This is a genomic window from Micromonospora sp. ABR4_055 (assembly GCF_056160425.1).
In genome coordinates, this window is the sequence record NZ_JBSWXD010000186.1 from 1 (window position 1) to 11,640 (window position 11,640).

Genomic DNA, 11,640 nt, shown 5'->3' on the forward strand with positions numbered 1-11,640 from the left:
TTTCCCCCTCTGGTTGGGGAAGAGGGGGGGGTCCCGGGAAACTGGGCGGGCCAGGATGCCTGTCGTTGTTCTTCCGGCCCGCGTCCGAGCGGGTGTACGCGTACGCGCTCAGCATCGAGGTCGACCGGTTACGGGCCGCCCGGGTCGGACTTGGTGGCCGGATCCTCGACACGCGCACCGGCGAGCGACCCCGGGGCACCCTCGCCGCCGAGGCGGTCGGCCCACTCGCCGGCTTCGTCAAGGAGCTGCACCAGGCGGTGCCGGCCGGCGCGGTCTGCGTCGGCAGCGGCGTCGCGGTCTGCGGCATGGTCCGCCGCGACGACGGCATGGTCCGGCTCGGCCCCACCATGGGCTGGGTCGACGAGCCGCTCGGCGCGGCCCTCGCCGAGGCGCTCGGCGACGACCGGGGTGTGCTGGTCGGCAACGTCTCCGACGTGTGCGCGCTGGCCGAACACACCCGGGGCGCGGCGGTCGGCTGCGACCACGTCGTCTACCTGTACGGCGACGTCGGCGTCGGCGCCGGGATCATCGCCGGTGGCCGGCGGGTCACCGGGCACGGCGGGTACGGCGGCGAGGTCGGCCACATGGTGGTGCACCCCGGTGGCCGGCCCTGCCTGTGCGGATCCCGGGGCTGCTGGGAGACCGAGATCGGCGAACACGCGCTGATCCAGGCAGCCGGCCGCAGCGGGGAAGTCGTCGGCCGGGAAGCGGTACTCGCCGTGGTGGACGCGGCCGACCGGGGCGACAGCCAGGCCCAGGCCGCGGTCCGCCAGGTCGGCAACTGGCTCGGCTTCGGCGTGGCCAACCTGGTCAACATCTTCAACCCGGAGACGGTGATCTTCGGCGGTACGCTACGGGACGTCTACCTGGCGGCGGCTGCGCACGTGCGCAGCCGGCTCAACTCCAACGGGCTACCGGCCTGCCGGGAACACGTCCGACTGCGTACCCCGAAACTCGGCGACGACGCCCCGCTGATCGGCGCCGCAGAACTCGCCTTCGAGCAGCTGCTCGCCGACCCGCTCGACGCGGTGGCCGGCTGACCCCGGTCAGCCGACCGCCTGCGCCGACCCGACGCCCTGCCAGGTGCGCCACAGTGCGGCGTACGGGCCATCGGCGGCGACCAGTTCGTGGTGCGAGCCGAACTCGGTGATCAGCCCGTCCTCGACCACGGCGATCCGGTCGGCGTCGTGTGCCGAGTACAGCCGGTGCGCGATCGCGATCACCGTACGCCCGTGCAGCACCGCAGCGAGCGACCGCTCCGTGCGCCGGGCGGTACGCGGGTCGATCAGCGACGTCGCCTCGTCCAGCACCAGGGTCTGCGGATCGGCCAGCACCAGCCGGGCCAGGGCGAGCTGCTGGGCCTGGTCCGGACCGACCGGATGGCCGCCGGCACCGACCACCGTGGCCACCCCGTCCGGCAGGGCGGACACCCAGTCCAATGCGTCGACGGCGGCCAACGCGTCGCGTACCTCGGCGTCGGTGGCGTCCGGCCGGACCAGCGCGACGTTGTCGCGCACCGTACCGATGAAGACGTGATGCTCCTGGGTGACCAGGGCGACCCGGCCGCGGCACCAGGGTGACCCCGCGTAGCACCTCCCGCCCGTCGACGTAGCTGAAGTGGACGTCGACCGCCGCGACCGGGTCGGCGGCGCACGCGCCGTCAGGTGCCGGCGCGCGGGGCACCGCGGTCGCGGACCGGCCCGGCTGGGCGACGCCGAGCAGCCGGGCCAGCGACGCGGCACCGAGCTGCAGTTCGTCCAGCCAGTTCAGCAGCCGGTCCAGCGGAGCGGCCAGCATCTGCACGTAGAGCACTGCCGCGGTGACCTGTCCGAGCGTCACCCAGCCGCGCAGGTAGCACCAGCCGCCGACCGCCAGGGTCGCCGCGACCGGCACCACGTAGCTGATCTCGATCAGCGGGAACCAGACGGTACGCAGCCACAGCGTGTAACGCTCGGCCGCGTACTGCCGGGCGATGTCGGTGTCGGTGCGCCGCCGCCGGTGCTCCTGCCGGCGCAGTGCCTCGACGGTCCGGGCACCGTCGACGGTCTCGCTGAGCCCGTCGGTGATCCGCGAGTACGCGGCGCTCTCGGCCAGGTAGCCGTCCGGCGCCCGGCGCAGATACCAGCGGGTGCCCGCCCACAGCAGCGGCACCACGATCAGGCAGGGCACCGCCAGCACCGGGGCGACCAGCAGCAACGCCCCGAAGATGAAGGTCGCGGTGCTGATCGCGATCAGCGTCTCGGGCACCGCGAACCGCACCGACTTGGACAGCACGGCGACGTCGTGCGAGGTCCGGGTGAGCAGGTCACCGGTGCCGGCCTTCTCCACGGTCGACAGCGGGATGGACAGCACCCAACCGATGAACTCTTCGCGCAACGCGGCCAGCACCCGCTCACCGAGCCGGGCCGATGCCACGTGGGCGTAGCGGGCCAGCACCGCCTGTAAGACCAGGAACCCGGCGATCGCCAGGGCGGTCCGGTCGACGGCGGCGATCGCCGCCGTCGACGTGGTGAGCGTCTCGACCAGGCCACCGAGCAGCCGGGGCGCGGCGAGCCCGGCGACCGCGGCGCCCACGTGCAGCGCGAGAGCACCGGCCAGCATCCGTGGGTGCCGGCGGACCAGGACACGGGCGTACCGGCGGACCTCGGCCCGGTCCGCGACCGGCAACGCCGTCACGACGCCACCTCACTCAACGCCGCCGACTCGGTCGACGCCACCGACTCGGCGCGGGTCACCAGGGCGGCGTACCCGGGTTCGGTGCGCAGCAGATCGGCGTGACTGCCGTCGGCCACCACCCGGCCGGCGTCGACGAACACCACCCGGTCGGCGTGTTCCAGCAGCAGCGGGCTGGTGGTGCAGACGACAGTGGTCCGGCCGGTCCGGGCCGCCCGCAGCCGGGCGGCGATCCGCACCTCGGTGTGCGCGTCGACGGCGCTGGTCGGCTCGACCAGCACCAGGATCGGCGGGCAGCGCGTCGACGATGTCGGTCACCAGGATCCGCTGCCGGACCGTGGCCAGGTCCAGCTCCCGCAGCGGTACGCCGGCCAGGGCGACTTCGGTGTCGCGGTAGCGCCCCAGCCGGTCGGCGAGCCCGACGACGTCCTCCGGCGCGGTGGCCGCGACGGCGGTCAACTGGTACGGGGCCACCCGCAGGCCGGACATGGAGTCGACCAGGTCGCCGGCGCGGTCCGGCAGTCGGCGGGGTCGGGCCGGGTCGGTGAACTCCGGCGTGATGGCGAGCAGGCCCGCGACCCGGCGGGCGGCGACGTGGCCACGGGTCATGGTGTGCAGGAACTCGGTCAACGTCCGGATCGGACCGGTCAGGAACGCGGTGTACGCGTAGGCGGCGACCAGTTGCCCGACGGTCAGCTCGCCGGCGAGAGTGAGCCGCGCCCCGAGCCAGGTCACCAGCACCAGGAACATCCCGGGCAGCAGCAGCTGGTTGGCCTCCAGGAAGGATTCGACCCGGGCCAGCCGGTCGCCGCGCCGCCGCAGCTCCTGCGACTGCTCCCGGTAGCGGTCGGCGAAGGCCGGTTCACCGCCGACGCCGCGCAGGATCCGCAGGCCGGTCACGATGTCGCCGGCCAGGGTCGCCAGGGTGGCCTGCTGGTCCCGGTACGTCTGCTGGCGGCGGTGCAGCGGCCGCAGGCCGAGCCCGACGGCCGCCATCAGCACCGGCACCCCGATCACGATCACCAGCCCGAGCGGAACGGAGGTGCCGAGCAGGATCGCGGCGACCACGACGATCGCCACCACCGCACCGACCGCCCGGGCGACGACCTCCACCGCGCCGCCGAGACTGCTCATGTCGGCGGTCCCGATGCTCACCACCTCGCCGGTGGCCAGCCGTTTCGGCAGGGTGGCGCCGAGCCGGTTGGCCTGCCGTACGGTGAGCTGGACCGTGCGGTACGCAGTGGACAGCCAGTTGAACACGCCGAACCAGTGCTGGCTGATGCTGGCCGTCGCCTGGACCAGCCCCAGCCCCAGTAGCACCACCGACCAGCCGAGCAGCGCCTGCGAATCGCGGGCGGTGAGGCCGACGTCGATGGCATGTCCGACAACCGCCGGCATCAACGCCTGGCTGCCCATCCAGACCACGCTGAGCACCGATCCCCAGGCCACGGACGCCCCGGCACGTCCGGCCAGCCAGCGCAGCAGACGCAGGGCTGACCGGTGATCGGCTACGCCGGGATCGGCGACGGGCAGGGACCACATGACATCGCGACGGTACGGCTACTTTACGTGACCGATCCACCTATTTTCCCGTTTCCGCCGGACGATCTGGCAGCGGCTTCAGCGGTCGACCTGGGTGAAGTCCCAGCTGTGCGGTGCACGGGTGACCAGCCGCAGCGGTGGTTCCGGCAACGACAACGGGCTGCTGCGCCACTTCGAGATGACCACCAGCCGGTCATCGGTCGACGAGAAGACCTCACTGGCCAGGTGCAGCGGGCTGTGTTCGATCTCCGGCAGCGCGGTGTCGCAGACCCAGGTGAGCAACTCGGTCAGGCGGGACGGCTCGGCCTTGGCCTCCCACATCCGCACGATCACGTCGCCGGACATTACACGCTCACCGTGGTCAACGGCAGCGCGGAGTCGGCCGGCAGGTCCAGCCGGCTGGCCGGTACCCCGGCGGCGACCAGATGCGAACCGAGCGCGGCGACCATCGCGCCGTTGTCGGTGCACAGTTTCGGCCGGGGCACCCGGACCCGGATCCCGTACCGCTCGCAGCGTTGCTCGGCCATCGCCCGCAGCCGCGAGTTGGCCGCCACCCCGCCACCGATGACCAGGGTCTCGACGCCCCGGTCCCGGCAGGCGTCGACCGCCTTGGCGGTCAGCACGTCGCAGACCGCCTCCTGGAACGACGCGGCGACGTCCGCCACCGGCACCGGTTCACCGGCTCGTTCCCGGGCTTCGACCCAGCGGGCCACCGCGGTCTTCAGTCCGGAGAAGGAGAAGTCGAACCGGTGCGCGGCGAGGTCCTTCGGCGCGGTGAGTCCACGGGGGAATGCGATCGCCGCGGCGTCACCGTCGCGAGCCGACCGGTCGATCGGCGGCCCGCCGGGGAACGGCAGGCCGAGCAGCCGGGCCACCTTGTCGAACGCCTCACCGGCCGCGTCGTCGATGGTGGCGCCGAGCGGGGTGACTCCGGCGGTCAGGTCGTCGACCAGCAGCAGCGACGAATGCCCACCGGAGACCAGCAGGGCGATCGCCGGCTCCGGCAGCGGACCGTGCTCCAGGGTGTCGACGGCCACGTGGGCGGCGAGGTGGTTGACACCGAACACCGGCTTGTCGGTGGCGATCGCGTAGCCCTTGGCCGCCGCGACGCCGACCAGCAAAGCACCGGCCAGACCGGGGCCGGCGGTCACCGCGATCGCGTCGATGTCGGCCAGGGTGACACCGGCGTCGTCGAGCGCCCGGCGCATCGTCGGCACGATCGCTTCCAGGTGGGCCCGGCTGGCCACCTCCGGCACCACGCCGCCGAACCTGGCGTGTTCGGCCACGCTGGAGGCCAGCGCGTCGGCGAGCAGCGTGTGCCCGCGGACGATGCCGACCCCGGTCTCGTCGCAGGAGGTCTCGATCCCGAGGACCAGTGGTTCGTCAGCCATCTCGCATCATCACCAGAGCGTCGGTGTTGCTGGGTTGGTAGTAGCCACGGCGTACACCCACCGATTCGAAACCGTACGCCGCGTACAGCCGTTGCGCGGGCGCGTTGTCCACCGCGACCTCCAGGTAGGTCCGGCCGGCCCCGCGTCGGGTGGCTTCGTCGAGCAGCCCGGCCAGCAGGGTCCGGCCCACGCCGCGCCGTTGGTGGTCCCGGCGTACCGCGACGTTCTGCACCCACGCCTCGTCGGGTGTCGCCGGATCGCCGGCCAGTGCCAGCCCGGCGTACCCGGCCAGCTGGTCGGTGCCGTCGACGACGGCCAGGTAGTGGTGTCCGTTGGCCAGCTCGTTCCAGAACATCTCGGCCGACCACTGTTCGGCACCGAACAGGTCGGCTTCGATCGGTACCGCCTGTTCGATGTGCCACCAGCGGAACCGGACGGTCCGCAGCTGCCCACTGACCTGGGTCACTGGAGCACCGGTTTGCGTCCGGCCGCCGCGACGGCGTCGGGCCGGCGCAGGTAGCAAGGGGTCAACGGCTCGGTGAGCGCGGCGGTGCGGACCCGGTCGGCCGCCAACCGCGCCAGCGGCAGCGCGTCCGGGTAGCGGGGCTCGGGTCGCACCGGTACGCCGAGCAGTTCGGCGTAGCGCAGGGCGCCGTCGCCGACTGCCGTGGTGACGCCGAGACCCGCCAGGGCCTCGGCGACGGCGGCCGGCGCGTCGACCGCCGGGTCGGTGAGCCGCCGACCGTCGGCGGCGTACACCGCCCAGTAGATCTCCCGGCGCCGCGCGTCGGTAGCAGCCAGCACCCGGCCGGTCGCGGCGTCGCTGCCGGCGAGGTCGGTGCCGGCGAGGTCGGTGCCGGCGGCATAGCCGAGCGCGTCGAGCGAGTTGACGCCGTACGTCGGGATGTCGAGGGCATGCGCCACGCTGGCGGCGGTGACCAGACCGACCCGCAGTCCGGTGAACGGCCCGGGGCCGAGCCCGGCCACCACTGCGGTCAGGTCCGCCGCCGCCGCGCCGGACTCGGCCAGGCAGGCGGCGATCTGCGGGGAGAGCAGTTCGCCGTGCGCCCGCGCGTCGACCGTACGTCGGCTGGCCAGCAGACGTACGTCGTCGGTGATCTCGGCCAGCGCGGCGGTCACCGCGGGAGTCGACGAATCCAGCACCAGTACCAGCACGGTATGCACCCTAACCGGACACCGCGGCCGGCTCCTGGCTGCCCTCGGCGCGCCCGTGGTCGGGTCGCCCCACACCCCCCACACCCCCCGCGACCCCCCGCGACCCCCCGCGTCGCGCGTGTCGCGCGTGTCGCGCGTATCGCCCGCCACTCATACTCTCCGGACCTGATGCCACACGTGCATCTTGATGCCACAGGTGCATCAAGCCTGGAGAGAGACCATGTCCCCCGCGCCGAACCTGGCCCGGTCCGGTCCGAGTCCGGTCCAAGTCCGGCCGCCCGGGAGTCCAACCAGCCGGTCACGCGCCGCCGGTCGGGAACCGGACATCCGTCGAGGATGGACATTATCGGTACCGGACAGGGAGCATCAGCGCATGGAATCGTCGACCCGGCTCGGCGGGGAGGTCGGCCGGCTGCTGCGGCAGGAACGCGAACTCCGCCGGCTGACCCAGCGGGATCTGGCCACGGCCACCGGAATCGCGCAAACCACCGTAGCCAGGGTCGAGTCCGGTCACCGGGGCGCGGCGCTGCCACTGGTCGAGCGGTTGTTCGCGGCGCTGGGCCGGCAACTCGTGGTCGGAGTCGAGGACCTCGACGAGGACGTGGACCAGCAGATAGCGCAACTCGCCGGCCGCGGGATCGATGACCGGCTCCTGGACACCGACGTCGAGCGGTTCCGCCGCCACGTCGACGGAATCAGCTACGTCTTCGACGGTCCGACCGCCGCACTGCTGCAGGGCGCGCCGGTGCCGGCACCCGGGGTGCACGTGGCCCTGCTCTGGTCCGAGGCGGACGCCATCACCGAATGGCTAACCGGCCGGTACGCGAGCCGGTGGATGGACCGCTGGCAGGAGTACCGGCACATTCCGGTCGATCCACGCGAGCCGCATCCACTCCGGTGGCAGACGATAGCCGGTGAGATCCACGCCCGGATGTGCGACAAACTCCCCGAGTCGATCGACGTACGGCACGGCGAGCGGCACTACCCGGTGGTGCCGCTGGCCGAGCTGGCGATCGCCGATCCGGGCGTCGCCCGGCTACTGGACCGGCACCGGGCGGGCCGCAGCGGTCAGCCGGTACCGGGGCGCGGCGGTTGACCGGTCAGCCGGCCACCGGCTGATCGGCACCGCCGGTCCGGCTCCAGTCGATGCCGGGCAGGCCGGCGTCGGCCAGCGCCTTGTCGGTGGCGCTGAACGGCCGGCTGCCGAGAAAACCCCGCGGGTTCATCGGGCTGGGGTGGCCGGCCTCCAGCACGACGTGCCCCGGGTTGGTGATCAGCCCGCGCTTCTTGCGCGCGTAGCCGCCCCACAGCAGGAAGACGACCCGCTGGTCGCGGGCGTCGAGCGCGGCGATCGTGGCGTCGGTGAACTCCTCCCAGCCCTTGCCGGCGTGTGAGCCGGGCCGGCCCTGCCGCACGGTGAGCACCGCGTTGAGCAGCAGCACGCCCTGGGCCGCCCAGCCGGTCAGGTCACCGCTGCGCGGCATCGGCACCCCGACATCGGTGCCCAGCTCCTTGAATACGTTGCGCAGCGACGGCGGCACCGATACCCCGTCGCGGACGCTGAAGCTGAGCCCGTGGGCCTGCCCGGCCCGGTGGTACGGGTCCTGGCCGAGGATAAGCACCCGGCACTGCTCCGGCTGACACAGCCGGTAAGCGGTGAAGAGGTCCGCCACCGGCGGGTACACCGTCTGGTCGGCGTACTCGTCGGCGACGTACCGGCCGAGCGCGGTGGTGCCGGCCGGGTCCAGGTGCGGGGTGAGCGCGGTGGCCCAGGCAGGAGGCAACATGGCCAGCAGGTCGAGCATCTCGGGAGCCTTTCGTCACGCCTCGGTGGTGGCCGCCGCCCGTCCTCATGGACAGCTGCGCGCCGTCCGGCACTCTACGGGTGGCCTACGACATCACCGTCCAGCATGGCCGGCCGGCTGGTCCAGCCCGGCGAGCCGACCCGACCAGCCGGGGCCCCGCCCAATCAACTCGGCGGTCCGGGAGTCGTCCTCGGCCCGGTGCATGCGGACCAGCAGGTGCGCCTCGGCGAGCTGCTCGACCATCCCCTCGCCCCACTCGACGACGGTGACCGCCCGGTCCATGTCGGCGTCCAGGTCGAGGTCGTCGATCTCAACCCGCGGGTCGGGCGCGTCGCCGAGCCGGTACGCGTCGGCGTGCACCAGGGTGAGCGAGCCGCCCCGGGACGGATCCGGTTGGTGTACCCGGGCGATGACGAAGGTCGGCGAGGTGACGTCGCCGCGTACCCCGAGGCCGTCGCCGATCCCCTGCACCAGCGCGGTCTTGCCGGCGCCGAGCGGACCGGTCAGCACCACCAGGTCGCCTTGGCGCAGCAGCCGGCCGAGGCGGCGGCCGAGGTCGTGGGTGTCGGCCAGTTCGGGTAGCGGGATCCGGACAGTCATCGGGCGATTTTCGCAAGGAACGCGACCAGCACCGCGTTGACCCGGTCGGCGTGTTCCAGCATCACCACGTGCCCGCCGTCGGGGATCCTCACGTAGTCGGCGTCGGGCAGCCGGCGCAGGATCTCCTCCGAGTGGGTCACCGGGGTGATCATGTCCTTGTCGCCGACGATGACCAGCGTGGGGCTGCTCTCCAGGACCGCGAGCGCCGGGTACCGGGAGTGGGTCAGCAGGGTACGCACGTACCGGGTGACGGTCTCCGCCGAGGTCCGCGAGTTCATCCGCTCCACGTAGCTGACCAGCGCCGGGCTGGGCCGGTCGGTGCCGAAGCCGTACTGGCGGGTCAGCAGCCAGGCGAGGTCGGCGGTGGCCACCCGCAGCCGGTCGATCACTGGACCGGTCAGCCGGGTGGCGTTGTTGACCAGCATCAGCAGCGGCGAGCCGGCCCGGCTGAGGATCGCCGGCAGACCGAGCCGGGCCTCGTCGACCAGGCTGCCCGAGGTCGCCATCAGTACGGTGCCGACCACCCGGTCGCGGAACAGCTCCGGATGCCGTTGGGCCAGGGCCATGATGGTCATGCCGCCCATCGAATGTCCGACCAGGATCAACGGGCCGTCGCCGGCGGCCTGCTCGATGACCGCCCGCAGCGTCTCACCGAGCGCGTCGATCTCGTAGTCGCCGGACTCCAGCCGGCCGGAGCGGCCGTGGCCGGGCTGGTCGTAGCAGACCAACCGGTACTCTCCCTGCCGGGTCAGCTCCCGGCGTTGGAAGTGGAAGGTCCCCATGTCCAGGCAGTAGCCGTGCACGAAGACGATGGTCGGCCGCAGCGGTGCCGCGTCGTCCGGCTCGACGATCTCCACGTAGACGTCGGTGCCGTCGGCCGCGGTGACCACCCGGGTCTCGTCGTAGGGCAGCTCGCCGAAGGGTTCGTCGGCGTACCGGTCCGCCACCTCCCGCTTGAGCCGGCGCACCAGGGCGCGTTCGACGGTGACCGTCGCGGTCACCCCGGCAGCCGCGACGCCGATGACCGCGCCGACGATGCCGGCGGTCCGGGCCACCTTCTGCGCACCGGCCCGCTGCCCGCTCATGGCCGGCTGTCCTGGTAGATCCGGGGCACCCGGGGGCTACCGAACCGGGTGACGATCTCGTAGTTGATGGTGCCGACCGCGTCGGCCCAGTCGTCGGCGGTCGGGCCGCCGTCGCGTCCGTCACCGAACAATGTGGCCACCTCCCCAGCGTTGATCTCGTCGTCGCCGCAGTCGAGCACGATCTGGTCCATGCACACCCGGCCGGCGATCCGGCGCGTCCGGCCACCGAGGCGCACCGGCCCGGTGTTGGACGCGTGCCGGGGCACCCCGTCGGCGTAGCCGAGCGGCACCACGGCCAGAGTGCTCTCCCGTTTGGTGTGGTAGGTGTGCCCGTAGGAGACGCCCTGCCCGGCGGGGATCCGCTTGACCAGCATCACCCGGGCGCGGACGGTCATCGCCGGCCGTAGACCGAAGCCTTCGCCCGGCACCGGGGACAGCCCGTAGCAGGCGATACCGGGCCGGACCAGGTCGAAGTGGGTGTCCGGCCGGGTCAGGGTGGCCGCGGAGTTGGCCAGGTGCCGGTAGCGGGGGCGCAGCCCGTACCGGCTGGCCACGGCGAGCCCGTCGTGGTACGCCGCCAGCTGCCGGTCGATGGTGGCGTGCCCGGGCGCGTCGGCGAAGACGAAGTGGCTCCACACCCCGACCACCTCGACGGTGCCGTCGGACTGCGCTTTGGCGGCCGTCTCGACCAGCTCGGGCCAGTCGTCGCCGGTGGCCCCACCCCGGGACAACCCGGTGTCGATCTTGAGATGCAACCGGGCCGGCCGGCCGGCGAGTCGGGCCGCGGCGACGGCCTCGGACAGCAGGGCGCGGCTGCCGACGCCGAGGTCGACGTCGGCGGCGACCGGCTCGTGCAGGGGCAGTCCGGGGCTGAGCAGCCAGGCCAGCACCGGCCCGGTCAGTCCGGCACCGCGCAGCTCCAGCGCCTCACCGAGGGTGCAGACGCCCAGCCAGTCCGCTCCGGCGTCGAGTGCGGCCCGGGCCGCCGGCACCATGCCGTGGCCGTACCCGTCGCCCTTCACCACCGCCATCAGCTCGGCGCTGGTGCCGGCCCGCAGCCGGGCCACGTTCTCCCGGATCGCGTCCAGGTCGACCCGCACCTCTGCCTGCCACATGAGGCCAGCCTACTGACCGGTCACCTGATCGGGCAGGTTCCCGGCCGGTCAGGTCGGCGGCCGGCCGTCAGATCATCGTCACCCACCGACAGACCGCTGGCACCCGCCGGTCAGGTCGGCCACCACCGGGCGCAGCGCGGCGGCCACCTCGACCGCGGTGACCGGCCCGGTGCGGGCGGGGGGGCGGGCTGCCCAGCCGTGCACGTCCTCAAATGTCTCTTCTCCCCCTCTTCCGCTGCCTCCCATCCTCTCC

11 protein-coding genes and 1 pseudogene are annotated in these 11,640 nt (G+C 73.0%); 2 read left to right on the top strand and 10 right to left on the bottom strand.

The window, feature by feature from the left end; translation table 11 throughout:
* Positions 1–1,040, top strand: a 1,040-nt coding sequence (locus tag ACXAHD_RS28515) for an ROK family protein (protein WP_475054474.1), incomplete at its 5' end; no start/stop codon positions are given.
* A 6-nt stretch (positions 1,041–1,046) separates the two neighbouring features.
* On the opposite strand, the pseudogene ACXAHD_RS28520 reads toward ACXAHD_RS28515, so the two are convergent.
* The 6 genes and pseudogenes from ACXAHD_RS28520 to tsaB all read right to left on the bottom strand — a co-directional run bounded on the left by ACXAHD_RS28520 (position 1,047) and on the right by tsaB (position 6,782).
* Positions 1,047–2,676, bottom strand: a pseudogene (locus ACXAHD_RS28520) (ABC transporter ATP-binding protein).
* A 9-nt stretch (positions 2,677–2,685) separates the two neighbouring features.
* The gene (locus ACXAHD_RS28525; RefSeq protein ID WP_475054477.1) at positions 2,686–4,215 is read right to left on the bottom strand and encodes an ABC transporter transmembrane domain-containing protein; all 1,530 of its coding nucleotides are present in this window, start codon (positions 4,213–4,215) and stop codon (positions 2,686–2,688) included.
* A gap of 78 nt (positions 4,216–4,293) precedes the next feature.
* A complete protein-coding gene (locus ACXAHD_RS28530) occupies positions 4,294–4,548 on the bottom strand; it encodes a hypothetical protein (RefSeq protein WP_281555725.1) in 255 nt (84 codons plus the stop codon).
* A gap of 11 nt (positions 4,549–4,559) precedes the next feature.
* A complete protein-coding gene (gene tsaD / locus ACXAHD_RS28535; RefSeq protein WP_281551844.1) occupies positions 4,560–5,606 on the bottom strand; it encodes a tRNA (adenosine(37)-N6)-threonylcarbamoyltransferase complex transferase subunit TsaD in 1,047 nt (348 codons plus the stop codon).
* Positions 5,599–6,051, bottom strand: coding sequence for a ribosomal protein S18-alanine N-acetyltransferase (rimI, locus tag ACXAHD_RS28540; RefSeq protein ID WP_475054489.1), 453 nt, complete (start codon positions 6,049–6,051; stop codon positions 5,599–5,601). Before rimI ends, tsaD begins: the two co-directional genes overlap by 8 nt.
* A 17-nt stretch (positions 6,052–6,068) precedes the next feature.
* Positions 6,069–6,782, bottom strand: a complete 714-nt coding sequence (gene tsaB / locus ACXAHD_RS28545) for a tRNA (adenosine(37)-N6)-threonylcarbamoyltransferase complex dimerization subunit type 1 TsaB (RefSeq protein WP_475054480.1) — start codon at positions 6,780–6,782, stop codon at positions 6,069–6,071.
* 373 nt (positions 6,783–7,155) lie between these two features.
* Here tsaB and ACXAHD_RS28550 point away from each other — a divergent pair, with 373 nt between their 5' ends.
* Positions 7,156–7,878 (top strand): helix-turn-helix domain-containing protein, encoded by a 723-nt coding sequence (locus tag ACXAHD_RS28550; RefSeq protein ID WP_475054483.1) that lies wholly within the window; start codon positions 7,156–7,158, stop codon positions 7,876–7,878.
* A 4-nt stretch (positions 7,879–7,882) separates the two neighbouring features.
* Here the strand turns inward: ACXAHD_RS28550 and ung are convergent, their stop codons facing one another.
* The 4 genes from ung to alr form a co-directional block, all read right to left on the bottom strand.
* Positions 7,883–8,587, bottom strand: a complete 705-nt coding sequence (gene ung, locus ACXAHD_RS28555; protein WP_281551847.1) for a uracil-DNA glycosylase — start codon at positions 8,585–8,587, stop codon at positions 7,883–7,885.
* A 93-nt stretch (positions 8,588–8,680) separates the two neighbouring features.
* On the bottom strand, positions 8,681–9,187 hold the full coding sequence (tsaE, locus tag ACXAHD_RS28560) for a tRNA (adenosine(37)-N6)-threonylcarbamoyltransferase complex ATPase subunit type 1 TsaE (RefSeq protein WP_281551848.1): 507 nt from the start codon (positions 9,185–9,187) through the stop codon (positions 8,681–8,683).
* Entirely contained in the window at positions 9,184–10,272 is a 1,089-nt protein-coding gene (locus ACXAHD_RS28565; protein WP_281551849.1) for an alpha/beta fold hydrolase, read from the bottom strand. Before ACXAHD_RS28565 ends, tsaE begins: the two co-directional genes overlap by 4 nt.
* Positions 10,269–11,387 carry an alanine racemase gene (gene alr / locus ACXAHD_RS28570; protein ID WP_475054486.1) on the bottom strand — a complete coding sequence of 373 codons (1,119 nt, stop codon included), beginning with the start codon at positions 11,385–11,387 and terminating at the stop codon, positions 10,269–10,271. The genes ACXAHD_RS28565 and alr overlap by 4 nt, the downstream gene beginning before the upstream one ends.
* Between the last annotated feature and the right edge of the window lie 253 nt (positions 11,388–11,640).

Coding starts and splice junctions, on each gene's coding strand:
- ACXAHD_RS28565 (WP_281551849.1), bottom strand. CDS start 10,272: ATGAGCGGGCAGCGGGCCGGTGCGCAGAAGGTGGCCCGGACCGCCGGC.
- tsaD (WP_281551844.1), bottom strand. CDS start 5,606: ATGGCTGACGAACCACTGGTCCTCGGGATCGAGACCTCCTGCGACGAG.
- ACXAHD_RS28550 (WP_475054483.1), top strand. CDS start 7,156: ATGGAATCGTCGACCCGGCTCGGCGGGGAGGTCGGCCGGCTGCTGCGG.
- alr (WP_475054486.1), bottom strand. CDS start 11,387: ATGTGGCAGGCAGAGGTGCGGGTCGACCTGGACGCGATCCGGGAGAAC.
- ung (WP_281551847.1), bottom strand. CDS start 8,587: ATGCTCGACCTGCTGGCCATGTTGCCTCCTGCCTGGGCCACCGCGCTC.
- ACXAHD_RS28525 (WP_475054477.1), bottom strand. CDS start 4,215: ATGTGGTCCCTGCCCGTCGCCGATCCCGGCGTAGCCGATCACCGGTCA.
- tsaE (WP_281551848.1), bottom strand. CDS start 9,187: ATGACTGTCCGGATCCCGCTACCCGAACTGGCCGACACCCACGACCTC.